Consider the following 17,369-nt stretch of genomic DNA (forward strand, 5'->3'; position numbering starts at 1 on the left):
ATCAAAGATGGCAAATGATTTAGTTGGATACTCGCGTGCTGGAGATGTGTTTCATTATAGATGGGCCGCCAGAAGATCTCTTCAATTAATTTATCCTAATTCGTTATTGGATTCAATTACCATAGAAGGTTCGCCAGAAGTTGAGAAAGCTGGAGAGTATGTGATTGATGTTACGGAAACATATTTGCCGACCAATGAAAAACAAATAATAAAATACTTTCAACTCAAGCACACAACTGTACAAGGAGATAAACCTTTCATTCTAAGCGATCTAAAAATAACGCTTGAGGGTTTTGCAAAAAGATACAATCAACATCTTGTCAAAGGTGAGCTACTATTAAAAGAAGTTTCTTTTACAATAATAACCAATCGTAAAATTGACATTAATTTTAAAAAGAAAATTAAACTTCTTCGAGATGGAAAGGAAGTTGATAAATCATTTAGAGTTACAATTGAAAAATACACTGGCTTTTCAGGGCAAAAATTATACGCTTTTTGTTCTACACTTTTTCTTGAAGACGGAGAAGGAAACTATAATACTCAGAAGGAAGAATTACGAGTAGAGCTATCTCAATTAATAGCAGGTACTTTCGACGATTCATCAATAGATTCAATCACTACATTGATTCAAGAAAAAGTTCTTCCGGATTCTAATGGAATAATTGTAAAAAACGATGTTTTAAGAAGATTTGGTTTTTCATCTGAAAGAGACATGTATCCGGCTGAAGCAATCTGGGAAGATGTTAATAAAACAATCACAAGATTACAACATAATACCCTTATAGAAAATATACTTTCAGCAACTTGTCCAGTAATTATTCATGCTGAGGGCGGAGTTGGAAAAACTGTTTTTACGAGACAAGTTTTGCAGTCATTGTCTCCAGGGTCATTAGGAATAGCATACGATTGTTTTGGTGCTGGAAATTATAGAAATCGCAGTACAACAAGGCACATGCATAGAACCGCATTAGTACAAATTGCAAATGAACTTTCAGCCAAGGGACTCTGCCCTCCAATGCTTGCCCAAAATACTTCATTAGATATAGATATAATGAGAACCTTTTTGGATCGAATTAAAATTGCAGCTTCTGCATTATTAAAATCCAACGGTAATGCAAACTTGGTTTTACTAATTGATGCAGCAGATAACGCAGAAATGGCTGCTCAAGAATTTAATGAATCATGTTTTGTCCACCAACTTATCAGAGAACAATTGCCGAAGGGTTGTAAATTAGTCTTTTTGTGCCGAACTGAAAGAATGCACCTCTTGCAACCAAATAATTCAAATGAAAAATTTGAATTATTTGGATTTAATGAAGTTGAGTCATACGAAAATTTAAAAAATCACTTTTCTGATGCTTCAAAGCAAGATGGCGTTGAGTTTCATCGGTTGACAAATGGAAATCCAAGGGTCCAAGCTAACGCTCTTGACTATAAAACAGAATCATTAGCAGAGTTGTTGAGAACTTTAGGTCCAGCGGGAACAACCATTGAAGATCAAATAGAACTTCAACTTTCCCGAGCAGTGGAGCGAATTGAAGATTTATATCCTAAAGATTTTAAAAAGCAAGTAAAATCTATTTGTACCGGTCTTGCTAGTCTTTCACCACACATCCCCATTGACGTACTTGCAAAAGCTGCCCAGGTAGAAAATAGCAATGTCAAGAGCTTTGTTTCAGATATTGGTAGACCTTTGTGGATTTCAGATTCTACTGTTCAATTTCGAGATGAACCTACAGAAACATGGTTTCGTAAAAAATTCTGCGGCTCCGTTAATGACTTTAAAGAATATATTACTTCATTAGAACAACTAGGTGAAACCTCTGCTTATGTTGCACTTGTATTACCACAACTTTATTTACAAGCTGAACAATATGATAAGCTTATATCCAATGCCCTATCTGACAATTTTTTACCTACAGACAATCCAATAGATGCCCGAAATATTAGAATTTACAGACTTCAATTTGCTTTTAAAGCAGCATTAAAATTAAAGTATTTTAAAGACGCTGTAAAAATAGCTATTCGAGCAGGTGAAGAAATGGCAGGAGAGCAACGTCAATTAATACTACTTCAGCAAAACATGGATTTATTGGTGCTATTGCAGAGTGATGAAAAAATAAAAGAGATTGCATTTAAACGAGCTTTGTCAGGAAGTTGGATGGGATCAGAGAATGTTTATAGTGCTTCATTGTTATCTTCAATAGATGAAACTAAAGGAGAGGCTCGAGGATATTTGCGAGCTGCATTGTATTGGCTTAATATATACTTTGACGAATCAAGAAAGAAAAAAAGTAATTCTCACAATGACGTAAAACTTGAAGATAGTGATGTTTTAGAATTGTGTTATGCACAGTTAAACATTAATGGAATAGAAGGATTAGTTGGTTTTATTTTAAGTTTGAAACCTGCATCGGCCGTCTATAATGTAATTAAATCTCTTTCAGCAAAACTTATTGATATTGGTGACTTTACTAAAATTGAAAAATTAACTGAATTACTTTCTGAACATCCCTATTATATAATTGCTATAACTGATGAATTAGGAAAGGTGGGACAAGCTCCTTCATCAACTTTTTTAGAAAGTTGTCTAAAATCATTGTGTTTGAACAAAACGCGAATAAAAGTGGGACCGCGGAGTTATGGCGATACCTTGCATCCAGCAATTTTATCATTTTTAGAAGCTTGTCTTCTAAGAAATTTAGACTCAAAAAGAATTCTAAAGGCACTAACTTACTATTTTCCTGAAAGAGCAAATCAGATGGTTCATCATTCACATTTTAGTACTGATCGAGAACTATTTCTACGATCTTTGGCAATCCGGATGCAAATAAATAAAAATGAGGATGTAATAATGGAAAGTATTATTCCTAATAATCTACTAAATCCCGAAAAAAAAAGAGGTTCAAATGAAGATTTAAAAGAATTTAAATATCTAGTAAATGGTCTTTTACCTTGGTATCGCCTAAGATTAAAAGTAATATCTAATCAAACCATAAATTTACTTGATTCAGCACGTGAAACAAGTAAAAATTCACATCAGGCATTACTTGGAAGATACCGTAGTAATGATTCAATTCCATCGGAACTAAATAATATTTATGTGTCGATTTTAAAGTGGTCTGGTAACTTGCCCAAATCGGACATCGAGGCATATTTTCAAGAATGGATTGCAAACAATGATGGTTTTTATGTGTCACATCGCTTAGAACTATTAAGAGCGGCATACCGTCTTAATCATTTGGCAAAATATAGAAATCTGTATGAACAGAGTACCTATAATTTTATTAAATCAATTAAGAATGACGGACCAGATGAAATTGCAGAGAGATATATTGCCTTAGCACGAGCTGTACTCGTAGATTCAATTGATGATGCCAGTATTTACTTTGAGCATGCTATTGATATTGTATCAAAATTTGGTGATGAACTATATCAAAGATGGGAAGCGACAACTGCTTTAGCAAAAGAATCTGCAAAAAATGAATCTCCCAATCCAAACCTCGCCTTTAGATATATCAGAATAGCAGAATTAGTTGGTGAAAATTTAAGAGAAAAACACTGGGATCGTGGAGAGGCGTTACAGATTTGCACCAGAATGTCAAACTTTGCCGGTATTGCGTCACTGAGTAAATGGCGTGAAAGACACATAGGAAGATTTGAATGGCTTGAGACTGCGGTACTCCTAGAACTTACCGACCAAAAGAAAATTTCAGTTGAAATTACTATAGCTCTGACTTCTTTTTTGAATGTCAATCAAATTTGCGAATTCTTATTAAAGTGTTTACACCGACAAATTCCCGATAAAGATAAATCAAAATTGATTGACGCATTAATTCCAATCCTAAAAAATGAGGGAATAAGTGAGAGCTACTGGAAATCAATCAAGACTGCTTGTGTTGATTCAAAAGTAACCAATAAAGAATTAGACGAAGTTGTTGATTTCTACAACAGAAACAAAATTGAAAAAACGCTGTCGCAAGATACTCAATTTGCTTCAGATAGTGGCAACAGCTTTAATTGGAACGAAATCTTCTTAGACATTAACCTAAATACAAAAGAGGGAATGAATTTGGCAATGGCTAATTTTAAGAAAATAAACAAGAAAGCCAACTTATATATGCCATACCGAGAATTTTGGAAAGAAATGATTTTGAAAATAAATGAAAATTCAGTTTTCCAATTTTTTGATACAGTTCTTCTGGTAGAGGTTTTAAATTTATACGATTTTGAGGAAATATTCCTTGCTATACCGACAGAATGGAAAAACAAAATAAGTTTTAAAAGAAATTTTGCAAAACTGTTACGAAAATTAGGCCAGAGATTTGCATTCGAATTAATTATCCCATACCATAATAACTCTCTAAAAGCAAAATTGGATATTAAAGCAGAAGAACTTTTAATTCTCAGGGAGGGAATTTTAGAAAGCTTGTCGTCTAGCAATGAATTTGCAAGCTCCGAAATGTTATTTGGATTTGCAGTAACAACTAGTCCATACCTAGCAATTGATGAAGCTACTGAGCTTCTGGAATTTACTATTTCAAGATTTGAACTGCATATAGATGATGATTTTGCTGAAGGAACTTATGATGATGTAAATACAGACAACAAAGACCTAAACAATATACTAGCCGGTTTTATTTATTCTTCGCTCGGCTCCCCAGAGTCAGAATTTAGATGGAAAGCTGCACACTGTGTGAGAAAATTGATTGAAGGTAAATGCATAGATCTTGTTAATGAACTTTTTTGGTGGCTGAAGCACAACACAATTGATTCGTTTGGTGTTAAGCACTATCCCTTTTATAATTTACATGCAAAGTTGTATTTATTCATAGCTTTTAGTAGAGCCGTCATCAATAATACTTCAATTTTTCTAAAAGAAAAAGAGACTATTATTCATTACGCCCTTGATGAAAGGCATATCCTTGTTAAGAAACTCGCCGGTGATATTGCTCTTGCAATGCAAGCTGCAAATCCAAATCTATTTACTAAAGAACAAACAAAAGCTTTAAAGCAAATTTTAAAATCAAAGTATCCTGTAAAAAAAGTTAATTACAACTTCCAAACAGATAGTTATCTGCATGCTAAGGTAAAAGTAATTCGAGAAATTGACTATCATTTTGCATATGATTTTGATAGCTATTGGTTTAAGCCTCTGGGGGAGGTATTTGGTGTTCCTACTAATCAGTTAGAAGATCTTGCTGCAAATGTAATTAGTAGCTGGGGTATAGTCGAACGAGGTGGATACAACCAAGACCCACGGGTTAATTTATGGAATTCGTTTAATGATCGCAATACATGGTATCATAAATCAGATTATCCAAAAACAGATACTTACGATTTTTATTTATCCTACCACTCATTGATGGTGGTTGCGGCAGATTTATTTGAAAATATGCCAATCCTTGAAAGAGAAAATTACGAAGATGATGAATGGAATGATTGGTTATCGCGACATTTACTAACTAGATCTGATGGGATGTGGCTTTCTGATTTTAGAGATCCGGTTCCTTTGAATAGACCTTCTTGGATAAACCTCGATTACAGCGGCAAAGCTCAACTTGAAATTCAAGAAGATGAATTCCTTGATTCAATTATTGAGCAGGTTAATGGTGAAACATGGCTAAATGTTAAAGGTTCATGGAGTGAAAACAGTTCTTCTGTATCAGGAACTTATTATGTTACTTCAGCTTTAGTGTCAACAAATACCTCAGAATCTTTATTAAATGCTTTAAGTACATGTGAAGATTTTCACGACTTTAAGCTTCCCAATTATAAAGAAAGAGGTATGGAGATTAATTCAGGGAAATTTAAACTAAGAGGTTGGATAAACGAAAGGAATATGTCCAGAGGAATCGATGAATTTGATCCATTTGCGGCTGAAATTTATTATCCTCCATATTCAATTGGAAAAAAAATAAAAAAAGTATTGGGCTTGAAAGCTTCTGATAATGGAAAAAAGTGGATCTTAAAATCCAGTTTAACTCCAGCACTTATTACATCTCTTTACGGAAATTATAATAATTCCAGAGATGATGAACCGGAACAAAAAGGAATAAAGATGATGGGATCATTGGAATTTTTAAAATTACTTTGCATCGAGTTACAATGTGAACTAATTATTGAAGTGCAGATTGGTCGCAATACATATCATCGTTATCGCACGGATGACGAAAAATACAAAGAATCACTAAATAGAATTTTTATATTATCATCAGATGGAAAAATTAGAGAGTCAGGAAAAAGTCATCAACTTGGGTAAGTTTTTAGTTAAACAACTTAACCTTGACAAAAGCGTTGATACACTTGGTAGATGGATGGCACATTATTTAGCTTTGAAAATTTCCGAAGCAGAAAATGCTAAAGGTAAAGATAAGATTGCTTTAGAAGAGGAATGTTTTAAAACAATATTAGAGATTTGGAAGCACAGATGGAAAATGCCGTCGAATACAAATCCAATCAATAATTTCCAACCTATATTTGATTTTTTGGTAAAGTTAAATCCAAATAGAAATGACCCTTTTTACTTTAGTGATCTGCGTGAAAATATTAATGAAGAGTCAACAACAAAAAGTATAGTTAATAACTGGCTCGAAGTTGCAAGTCATTTTGATAAGTACGCCAGAATATGTGTCAACTATGCCTTAGCAAACGCTACAGCAGAAATAACATCGGAAGAGCAATTAAATTGGTTTCAAAATTCACCAAATTTAACTAGCGATATCGATATAAAAATTATTAAAATTCTACTTGATCGAGATGATAAAGTTGGTGTAGATGAGCCCAATTCTTCTGAAGAAAACTTTATAAAAGAAGTGAATATAGAAAAATTAAAGTACAATATAAATTTTCTTGAAAATCACCAAAAACTACATCGACAGTTACTAAAAGATTTGAAGGATAAGTTAGCAGCTAAAGATCCTTTGTGATTTATTAACCAAAAAAAGTTTAATATTATTTCTTTCCAACTATCATTCCTTCATATATATATATATATTCCTTTAAATAAAATTCCTAACAATAGCACGAACGATCACAACAATTACCAACCCAATTATTTCCCACCATTCCATACCGTGAATATTAAAATCAGGTCAAATTAAAAACCTCATTTTTATTCCACTATGCAATTCCAAAATTTAACTATCCAAAAACAAACAATGCACTAACAAAAAAGATGCCTTAGCATCTTTTAGTTTACTAGAAATTGAAAAACTCCGAGATTGAAATACCAATCATTTTACAAAACTTATTTATTGTATAGATTGTTACACCTCTTTTATTATTTGTACTTTCCCATCTGTTCAAAATCTGTCTATCAATATCATGCTTTTTTGCAAAGTCAGATTGAGACAAACCGGTTTTGATACGAAGAAATTGTATCCTTTCGGCTATTTTGTTTTTTAGCTTTATATCCTCTTTATCTAGTTCAGCCATACCGCAATTTTGGGATATTTTAAATATTTTATGTAATCCACTTGGATTACATTTTAGTTTTGTATATATTTGTATTTAATATTAAATTTGCGATTCTTCAAGAAATCATTTGAAGCATTCGCTTAGAATCTCGAACGGAAAACTGGTACTTTTAGCAACGAGATGATAAGTATGATGCTCACGTCAATACTGGCGTGGGCTCTCTTATTGTTGCAGGGTATACCAGTACCTCCGTTCAGTAAGTTGAGTTCCACGCTTTTTTTATTCCCCACAGGCACTCTCTTAATTCTTAGCACTGCTTTTTTTATCCTGAACGTTTCGCGTCACGGTCTTATCAGTATTTTTTTTTAGTTAGTTAGATCTATGTCGCTCAACCTTGCCGGCCATCCACAAGCACGAGCGGCATAGTTCCCCTAACCCAAAACCCATTTAACCTTTTAAACCCTTATACTCTTAAACAACATTAAACAACCTCAAACGACATTAAACAACCTTAATAAACAATGTCAAACCTTTAAATCCATCGCCTATGAAATAAAACCCGCCCACTGCCTCTTTGCGTCTCCGCGTCTCCGCGAGAAACCAAAAAAAGCAAAGCGACAAAATCCGTGTAATCCGAGTAATCCGTGGCAAAAACAAAAAAGCAAAGCTTTCAAAAATTAGTGCCAATTAGTGGAATTCGTGTCAACAAAAAAAGAGCGTAGCGACAATCAGTGCATCAGTGGCTAAAAAAGAGCAAAGCGACACAAAACACATTTGCGTCTCTGCGACTTTACGAGCAAAAACAAAAACAAAAAAGGTCCCCTAACCAGTCGCCAAACAAGTACAGAGGACCAAAGCAAACAAAACTAATGTTTCATTTAACTAACCAATTTTATGAATAAAATTTTAAAAAACCAACAATCCAAAGCAGTAAGTTACCTATGCCTACTCGCATTGTACTTAATATGTTGCAAAGCAATAGCACAAACCCAACAACCCATCACCGGAACCGTCTCAGATACACAAGGAACACTACCCGGTGTTACAGTCCTTATCAAAGGCAAAGCCTTAGGGACTACGACAGATGAAAACGGTCAATTTTCAATCAAGGCAAATCCTTCAGATGTGTTGGTGTTTTCATATCTGGGCTACAAAACTGTAGAAATAACAGTAGCCAACCAAACTACAATAAACATTCAGTTAGAGGAAGACACAACACAGCTCAAAGAAATAGTCCTCAATGCAGGATATTATTCCGTCAAAGACAAAGAACGCACAGGCAGTATTTCTCGCATAACAGCAAAAGACATCGAAACCCAACCGGTCACCAATGTACTCGCCACCATGCAAGGCCGTATGCCAGGCGTAAATATCACGCAAACAACTGGTATTTCAGGAGGAAACTTCGCAATTCAAGTACGAGGGCAAAATAGCGTAAGAACCACAGGAAATGACCCTTTATATGTAATTGACGGAATACCATATGCTTCAGAATCTATCGGTTCATTCTCTACAGCAGGAATCTTGAGTGGCACCACAAGTCCACTAAACAGCATAAACCCCGATACCATAGAAAGTATCGAAGTACTTAAGGATGCCGATGCAACGGCAATTTATGGTTCACGAGGAGCAAACGGAGTAGTGCTAATCACTACAAAAAAAGGAAAAGGAGGCAAAACAAAATTCACAGGAAACCTCACCAATGGATATGGTGGTGTAACCCAATTCATGAAATTAATGAATACCGAACAGTACCTAACCATGCGAAGAGAAGCATTTGAAAACGATGGTATAGTGAATTATCCGGCCAATGCATACGACCTTAACGGAGCATGGGATCAAAACCGTTACACAGATTGGCAAGAAGAATTAATTGGAGGCACAGCACAGTTCACCAATATCAATTCATCAATATCAGGAGGTAATGCCCAAACGCAGTTCCTACTTAGTGGCAATTTTGCAAAAGAAACCACCGTTTTTCCTGGCGATTTTAGATATAAAAAAGGAAACATCCACGCAAATGCAAACCATCTTTCAAACAACAATAAATTCAGTGTGCAGTTTTCAGCCGGATATACCGTGCAAGATAACAATCAGCCTTACCGCGACCTCACAAGAGAGTCAAGAATTTTGGCACCCACTGCACCAGCATTATACAATGAAGAGGGTGATTTAAATTGGCAGAATAATACCTTTTCAAATCCATTGGGTCATTTAAATGGAAAATACAAAGCTCTCACAAATGATTTAATAGCAAACACGGTGCTATCATATAATGTATTTGAAGAGGTACAGATAAAGTCATCCTTTGGGTTCTCTCAGTTAAATCATCAGGAAAGCACTACCGCTCCGTCAACAATATACAATCCTGCTTTCGGCATCGGTAGTGACAATTCCGTTCTATTCCTCAACAATGCAAAACGCCGTTCTTGGATTATTGAACCGCAAATCAATTGGAAAAAAACACTTAATTCAGTAGACCTGTCTTTTCTTGCTGGAGCAACATTTCAAGACAATACCGCAAGTCAAACAGTCTTTCAAGCTCTTGGTTTTCCAAGCAATAGCCTGATTAATAATTTAGGTGCTGCATCAAATGTATCGATAACCCAAAATGATAATTCAGAGTACAGATACCAAGCCTTTTTTGCCCGTGCAAATATGAATTGGAACGATAAATACATACTGAATATAACAGGCAGAAGAGACGGTTCTAGCCGTTTTGGTCCTGGAAAACAATTTGCCACATTTGGAGCTGTTGGAGCAGCATGGTTGTTTCACAACGAAAACTTTTTAAAAGACAGTAAAATAATAAGTTTCGGAAAATTAAGAACCAGTTATGGTATAACGGGTAATGACCAAATTGGTGACTATCAATTTTTAAACACCTATACCACAACAGGAGTAGCATACAACGGAATAATAGGTTTAGAACCATCCAGACTATATAATTCAAATTTTGGTTGGGAGTCCAATAAAAAATTTGAAATTGCTTTAGAGACCAATTTTCTTAACGACAAAATTGCTTTGTCTGTGGGTTGTTACAAAAACCAGTCTTCAAATCAATTAGTAGGCATACCACTACCGGGTACTACCGGATTTGCTTCACTCCAAGCAAACTTAGACGCAACAGTGGTCAACCAAGGAGTTGAAATTTCATTACACACGGAGAATATTAAAAACAAAAACTTTTCATGGTCAACAAATGTCAATTTCACACAAGCAAAAAATAAATTAAAGTCGTTTCCGTCTTTAGAAACCTCTACCTATCGAAACCAATTTGTTTTAGGACAACCATTAAATATTGTGAAAGTCTATAATTATTTGGGAATAAATCCGGAAACAGGAATTTATCAATTCGAAGATGTAAACGATGACGGAATAATTAATGATTTAGACAAACAAACGGTTAAAGATTTAAATCCGGAATTTTTTGGAGGCATTCAAAATCAACTAAAATTCAAACAAGTGCAATTAGACTTTCTTTTTCAATTTGTAAAGCAAGAAAACTACAATGCACTTAAAACATTCACTATGCCAGGTACACTCAACAATCAATTAGCCGAAAATGTTGACCGGTGGCAAAACGAAGGGGATCCAGCACAATTTCAACGCTATTCTGTTAACAATGCTGCGGCACGAAATGCGTATACCAATTACACACAAAGCAACGCTAGTATAAGTGATGCCTCTTACATACGATTAAAAAACATTGCACTATACTACACGATACCGGAAAATTGGACCAAAAAAGTACAATGTCGAATTTCATTAACAGGTCAAAATCTCTTAACCTTCACAAAATTCAAAGGTGCCGATCCTGAATTTAAAATTCAAGACAGATTACCACCGCTAAAAATAATTACAACTGGACTGGAAATCACATTTTAACTTTAATTTTTAAACGATGAAAAAGTACATAACAAAATCAATGAGTATGGTAATAGCAATAACGAGCTTTACTTTTTTCTTCAATAGCTGCGATAACTTCGTAGATATCGATTTGCCAAATTCACAACTTACAGAGCCTGCTGTTTTTGAAGACATGGCAACTGCTGATGCAGCAATGACTAGTATCTACTCAAAAATCAGAGATATTGGTTTATTAACAGGAAGACCAACTGGCCTTTCACTTGTATTAGGAAACTACACAGACGAGTTAGACTATTATGGGGCTACAACCACCTTAACCAATGATTTTTACAACAATTCTTTAAATGCAAACAATAGCGGCATGCGTGATTTATGGTTTAACACCTACAATCAAATATATGGAGCAAACGCAGTGGTAGAAGGTGTCGAAAACTCCGAATCACTTTCAACAGCAAACCGCAATCAACTTAAAGGAGAGGCATTGTTTGTTAGGGCATTGCTTCATTTTCATTTGGCAAACTTATTTGGTGATGTGCCATACATAACCACAACCAATTATGAACTGAATAGTACAGTTTCAAGAAAATCAATAGATATAGTGTACCAAAACATAAAAGAAGATCTTTTACTATCGGTAGAACTATTATCCGAAGATTATAGTGGTAGCAACAAAACAAGACCCAATAAACTCACAGCTCGTGCGTTGTTGGCAAGACTAAATCTATACAGTGGTGCTTGGGCAGAAGCGTCAAACGATGCATCAGCAGTAATTAATGCATCAGGGCTATATGTACTGGAAAGCAACATTCAAAATGAATTCCAAACGAATAGCACATCAGTAATCTGGCAATTAAGTCCAGCACTAAGTAGTAATAATTCGCATGAAGGAGGTACATTTATTTTCACATCAGGTCCACCACCTATTTCTGCCTTAAGTCCAGACTTAGTTAATTCTTTCTCGTCAAACGACCTTCGAAAAATGTATTGGATAAAAGAAGTCACCAATGGTGCTCAATCATGGTTTCATCCGTTCAAATACAAACTAACATTAACCGCTTCCGGAACACAAGAATATTCAATACTATTCAGATTGGCAGAGCAGTATTTAATTCGTGCCGAAGCGAGAGCAAAACAAGGAGACCTCATTGGTGCGATAGAAGATTTAAACATAATTCGTCAAAGAGCCGGACTTCCAAACACAACAGCCCTCACAGCGGATGAAATTGTTGAAGAAGTAATAAACGAAAGACGCTTGGAATTTTTTGCAGAACAAGGACATCGATTTTTTGATTTAAAACGAACGAATAAACTCAATACGGTATTAAGTCCAGTAAAATTGGGTTGGGATGAAAACGACAAATTACTACCTATTCCTGCATCAGAAATTCTTTTAAACCCCAATCTCGCTCCACAAAATCCAGGATATTAACCATGAAAATAAAAGTAAATAGAAGCAGTTGGTGCAAAATAAAAGTTGTCACTATGACACTACTTGCAATAATTTCATTTTCAGCAAGCAGTCAAACCAATCAAAAAAAACAATTGCAAATTGCCGATTATGAATTGTGGAGCACGTTAAAAAACGAAAGCATATCAAGCACGGGATTGTGGGTAAGCTATTCGCTTAATTATAATTCAAAAAACGATACGGTTTTTGTAGTTAGTTCCGATGCAAAAAGAAAGTATGCTTTTCCAAAGGCAAAAAAAGGAAAATTTAATGGCGATAATTGGTATGCTTGCATTATGGATAAAAATGAATTGATGGTAACGGCATTAAAATCTGGGAAACAAGATAGAATTGAAAATGTTAAGGATTTTGAGTTCAATGCTACAGGTGAATATTTGATAGCCACAAGTAAGTCAACAAACACTAAAAGCACAATCACATTCCTCAACTTATCCAATGGTAAGCTCACTAAAGTAGAAGATGTCAACAGTTGGAGTATAAATGAGGATAGAAGTTATATGGCATACAGTGTTACAAAAGACAAAGAAGCCATTGTAAATATAATGTCTTTAAATGATAAATTGAAGAGCCATGCCCAAGCAGTATTCTCAAATGTTCAGGTTTCCAATATCGTTTGGCAAAACAACAATAGATCGCTTGTATTTGTCCTAAAATCAGAAAAGGAAAAAGCGAACAATACAAAACTGGCTTTATATCAAATCAAGGAAAAAATCACAACCATACTAGATCCTGCCACAACAGTTAATTTTCCAATCACTAAACAAATTGAATCTTCTAACAACAATGATCTTCGAATTTCAGACGATGGAAAAAGAGTGTTTTTTCAACTCATTCCAATCGTTCCAACGGACAACCAAGACGAGCAAAGTGTTGAAATTTGGAACGGTGAAGACAAGCTTGTGTACAGTGAAAGAAAACAATTGGGTCAGTTAGACAATTGGGCAAAAACGGCTGTTTGGTTTCCGGAAAAAAATGAGGTATTTCAATTCATGGAACAAGACACACATCTAAAGTTATCAGGAAACCAACTTTTTGCTCTAACGTCAAGTATAATACCATGTGAAGTTCAATTCCAATATACACCGGATCGAAATTATTACCTAACTAATTTAGAAACGAAAGAACGCAAAGTATGGATGAATTGCTATTCAGGTGAAATGTCAAATATAATCATGTCACCTTGCGGGAACTATATTGCTTATTTTAAAAATAAGGATTGGTTCATCTACTCCATTAAATCAGGGGAACATAAAAATGGTACGGCTCAAATTGGATATGCTTTTTATGATGAAGATAACGATGTCAACGATAATCCTCGTGCGTATGGGTTCATTGGATGGTCAGCCAACAGCACAATCTTACTGAATGACAAATACGATATATGGGAGGTTGATATAAAAGGAAATAAAGCAAAACGAATAACAAACGGCAGAGAACTTAGCATCAGGTATAGAGTTGTAAAAACAAACACACAATCAAACCGTAAGTATTTTCTAAGTGTGGCAGACAGCGAAATAATGGACAACAACGCTCCACTTTTATTACAAGCTACATCTGCAGATATGCTGAAAGAAGGATACTTTATTTCACAGGATGGAAAACAAAAACCACTTCAATTTGGAAAGTACAAAGTAAAAGAATTCAAAAAAGCACCAAATGCACAAGTATTCAGTTACCTACAAGAAGATTACAACAACCCACCAAGTTTACAAGTAATCCAGAAAAACAGTAATAAAATAAATACAATAGTTCAAAGTAATCCACAACATCACAACTACCAATGGGGTACTGTCAAAACTATAAACTACACTTCATCAAAAGGGAAAAATCTAAAAGGGTTAGTTTACTATCCTTCAGATTACAAGAAAGGTAATGTATATCCAATGATTGTCCATGTATACGAAAAGCAATCTCATTGGATAAATAACTACGTAAATCCAACATTGCAACTATATGACGGATTCAATGTAACAAATCTGGTTACCCAAGGATATGCTGTGCTGTTACCTGACATCGAATATGAAATTGGTTCACCCGGAGATTCGGCAGTAGAATGTGTAACCGCTGCAGTCAATTCAGTTTTACAATTAGGCTTCATTGATAGAAATAAAATGGGTTTAATGGGGCATTCGTTTGGAGGGTACGAAACAAGCTATATCATTTCAAAAACAAACCTATTCAAAACGGCAATTGCAGGAGCAGCTCAAACAGATTATATTAGTGGCTATCTTTATCTAAGCCAAAATTATAAAAAAGCAGATTTTTGGAGGTATGAATACTACACAAATAGAATGGGCAAATCATTATTTGAGGACATGTCTGGTTATATAAGTAATTCACCAATCCATAATGCTGTAAATATACATACCCCTTTACTGTTATGGACGGGTGCTAGCGATGGTCATGTCTCGCCTTCGCAGTCAATGGAATTGTATCTAGCCTTAAGAAGACTGAGTAAAAAAGTAATTATGCTCAGATACCCTGATGAAGATCATAATATATTTAAACCATCAAATCAAGTAGACCTTTGGCTTAAAGTGCTAGAATGGTTTGATTACTACTTAAAAGACAAACCACTTTCACCTTGGATGAAAGCTTCTTAAGTAACTTCTAAATTGATACAAATGACAATGCAGTTCTTTTCAGAACTGCATTTCATTTTCAACCCTTTCTTATTGTTTAACATTCAAAGGGTTTGGACAACTTACTGTACTGATAAAATCGTAAAGTGGTTCGCTGGCACTACCTAAACAAGGTGGTCCGGGATTAGTTGAACACATTATTTCAGAGTCAACACACAATCCATTTTCATCATGGGTGTAACCCCATCGGTCAACCAACGCAGTTGACTTTTTGCTCATCGCGTTGGTGCTAATTGCTCCAACAATACCAAAGGCAACAACAGCCAAAGGCAAAATCATTTTTTTAAAATTAAATTTCATGATCTAATAAATTAAATTAATAAAGATGATTTACTCTTTTTTACAGGTTTTCAATCTTACCCCTGAAACAGGCCTATTTACTTTTAATATTATTTAATTCGATAATTACTGGTAATTGATTCCCTCAAATCATAACACACTAGTTGTTTTCCAATCAAAGCATATAATTTATCATTAGAGACAAATAGACTCCTCATTTGTTTATTCCCAACATCATAGATATAAAAGCTAAACAAATAGGAACGATCATCAACATTATAGATGTCAACAATACTCGCTTTCTCCCACATCACTAAACTCTCATATTTCCCTGGTAAATTTGATTTTACAAATAGTAAATTTTTATGCACTGCAGCGGTCTTATTTACAATCAAAGGAGGAGCAGCTAATTTTGTCTCTCCTTTTGAGGAAATTGTAGCCACTTTCAACTGAGCTCTACTCGTGGTGTCAATCGTATTTCCTCGATCTAGCAAGTTCAATTTCTCGTCTGTAACTATAAATTGATTCCGATAGGTATAAACATAAATCAGTCGCTTGAATTGGTTGTCATAAAGGGTGTGTCCATCCGTGTCAAAAACACCATCAATTTGTTTCTCTATTAATTTTGAATTAAAACTTGTAGCAAGTGTATCTTTCAAATTAAACAAACCCAATGTATTAGTTTTGGTTTTTTTCAAAATGGTTCGAAAGGCTACAGTCGAAGAATCAATCGGTTGAAAGTGTGAAAAATGCAACCCTCCCTGCAGTAAATAAGAAGCGTTCCAATCGGTAACATCACCTCTAAAAACACAAGGCACATTTCCATCAACAACATAAAAATAAGGAGGTTGTACTTTAACTTGTATAGCCGTAAAAGGCAAATTCATTCTATCTAATTTAATTTTATGTGTTGCAATAATGCGTAATGAGCTATCTATTTCCAAAACTTGAAGGGGATAAGTATAATTGCCAAGAAAAATGCTATTTTCTGAACTTCCGGCAAAATAATAAGTGTCACGAGAAAGTGAAACTTCGCCATTTGACACAGCGGGAAAGTGTGGAAATCGTCTTGTGAAATTGTTATGATGATGGATTATTTTTTCAGACATCTGAAATAGAACAATTACTAATCCCACACTTAAAAAAGTTGTTATTCCCAAAAAGACAAATGCCTTTTTAAACGTATTCGGGTGCAATAAAAAAATACAAATAAGGGCAAGTAGAACAAAAGATAAGTTAAAAACGATATGTTCATTCCACGACAACTCTTCCAATATGCCACCGCAAGAACAAGGAGTAAACGAAGTGTGATTAAGAATAATGTAAATATATAGTGTAAACATCACCATCAGGGCAAAGGACAGATAGAACCCTACTCTTCTTGAAGCAACATTTAGCAATAGAATAGAACATAGTATTTCCATTATCGGCACCAAAAAGGCTACATAACCCGCAAAAGCACTTAATAATGGTGATTGCCCCAATTGCACTTGAAAATTTTCATAATCCAACAACTTACTGACCGCTGCATAAACAAATAGTAAAACATACAAGTAGCTTACAACTAAAACAACACTATTTTTTATTTTATCAGAAATCATAATGAATGTGTTTTCAATATTGAAATATTTAATCCTAGAAAATTCCTTCTATCCCTTTAATAAGTGGTTCAGAAAAAATTAACTACGGTA

General features: G+C 34.7%; 8 protein-coding genes. 5 read left to right on the plus strand and 3 right to left on the minus strand.

The genetic code is table 11. From position 1 onward, the window contains the following. Positions 1–7 precede the first annotated feature (7 nt). Together AC23MC_RS01910 and AC23MC_RS01915 are read left to right on the plus strand one after the other, a co-directional pair. On the plus strand, positions 8–6,262 hold the full coding sequence (locus AC23MC_RS01910; RefSeq protein ID WP_487566739.1) for a P-loop domain-containing protein: 6,255 nt from the start codon (positions 8–10) through the stop codon (positions 6,260–6,262). Next, on the plus strand, positions 6,219–6,929 hold the full coding sequence (locus tag AC23MC_RS01915) for a hypothetical protein (protein ID WP_487566740.1): 711 nt from the start codon (positions 6,219–6,221) through the stop codon (positions 6,927–6,929). Before AC23MC_RS01910 ends, AC23MC_RS01915 begins: the two co-directional genes overlap by 44 nt. 271 nt (positions 6,930–7,200) lie before the next feature. On the opposite strand, the gene AC23MC_RS01920 is transcribed toward AC23MC_RS01915, so the two are convergent. Next, entirely contained in the window at positions 7,201–7,437 is a 237-nt protein-coding gene (locus AC23MC_RS01920) for a helix-turn-helix domain-containing protein (RefSeq protein ID WP_487566741.1), read from the minus strand. A gap of 876 nt (positions 7,438–8,313) precedes the next feature. Here AC23MC_RS01920 and AC23MC_RS01925 point away from each other — a divergent pair. The 3 genes from AC23MC_RS01925 to AC23MC_RS01935 are packed head-to-tail and all read left to right on the plus strand — an operon-like array spanning position 8,314 to position 15,360. Then, positions 8,314–11,307 carry a SusC/RagA family TonB-linked outer membrane protein gene (locus AC23MC_RS01925; protein WP_487566742.1) on the plus strand — a complete coding sequence of 998 codons (2,994 nt, stop codon included), beginning with the start codon at positions 8,314–8,316 and terminating at the stop codon, positions 11,305–11,307. A gap of 16 nt (positions 11,308–11,323) precedes the next feature. Further along, positions 11,324–12,718 carry a RagB/SusD family nutrient uptake outer membrane protein gene (locus AC23MC_RS01930; RefSeq protein WP_487566743.1) on the plus strand — a complete coding sequence of 465 codons (1,395 nt, stop codon included), beginning with the start codon at positions 11,324–11,326 and terminating at the stop codon, positions 12,716–12,718. 53 nt (positions 12,719–12,771) lie between these two features. Further along, on the plus strand, positions 12,772–15,360 hold the full coding sequence (locus AC23MC_RS01935; RefSeq protein WP_487566744.1) for an alpha/beta hydrolase family protein: 2,589 nt from the start codon (positions 12,772–12,774) through the stop codon (positions 15,358–15,360). Positions 15,361–15,429: 69 nt separating this feature from the next. Here AC23MC_RS01935 and AC23MC_RS01940 read toward each other — a convergent pair whose 3' ends face one another. Together AC23MC_RS01940 and AC23MC_RS01945 are read right to left on the minus strand one after the other, a co-directional pair. Further along, complete coding sequence (locus AC23MC_RS01940; RefSeq protein WP_487566745.1) at positions 15,430–15,699, minus strand: hypothetical protein; 270 nt, start codon at positions 15,697–15,699, stop codon at positions 15,430–15,432. Between the two features lie 89 nt (positions 15,700–15,788). Then, positions 15,789–17,279: a MauE/DoxX family redox-associated membrane protein gene (locus tag AC23MC_RS01945; protein WP_487566746.1), complete on the minus strand. Its 1,491-nt coding sequence runs from the start codon at positions 17,277–17,279 to the stop codon at positions 15,789–15,791. Positions 17,280–17,369 lie beyond the last annotated feature (90 nt).

The organism is Flavobacterium sp. T50_26 (genome assembly GCF_057652995.1).

What these genes read in the sequence shown, in the direction of transcription:
- AC23MC_RS01910 (WP_487566739.1), top strand. Translation starts at nt 8, where the DNA reads ATGGCAAATGATTTAGTTGGATACTCGCGTGCTGGAGATGTGTTTCAT.
- AC23MC_RS01915 (WP_487566740.1), top strand. Translation starts at nt 6,219, where the DNA reads ATGGAAAAATTAGAGAGTCAGGAAAAAGTCATCAACTTGGGTAAGTTT.
- AC23MC_RS01920 (WP_487566741.1), bottom strand. Translation starts at nt 7,437, where the DNA reads ATGGCTGAACTAGATAAAGAGGATATAAAGCTAAAAAACAAAATAGCC.
- AC23MC_RS01925 (WP_487566742.1), top strand. Translation starts at nt 8,314, where the DNA reads ATGAATAAAATTTTAAAAAACCAACAATCCAAAGCAGTAAGTTACCTA.
- AC23MC_RS01930 (WP_487566743.1), top strand. Translation starts at nt 11,324, where the DNA reads ATGAAAAAGTACATAACAAAATCAATGAGTATGGTAATAGCAATAACG.
- AC23MC_RS01935 (WP_487566744.1), top strand. Translation starts at nt 12,772, where the DNA reads ATGACACTACTTGCAATAATTTCATTTTCAGCAAGCAGTCAAACCAAT.
- AC23MC_RS01940 (WP_487566745.1), bottom strand. Translation starts at nt 15,699, where the DNA reads ATGAAATTTAATTTTAAAAAAATGATTTTGCCTTTGGCTGTTGTTGCC.
- AC23MC_RS01945 (WP_487566746.1), bottom strand. Translation starts at nt 17,279, where the DNA reads ATGATTTCTGATAAAATAAAAAATAGTGTTGTTTTAGTTGTAAGCTAC.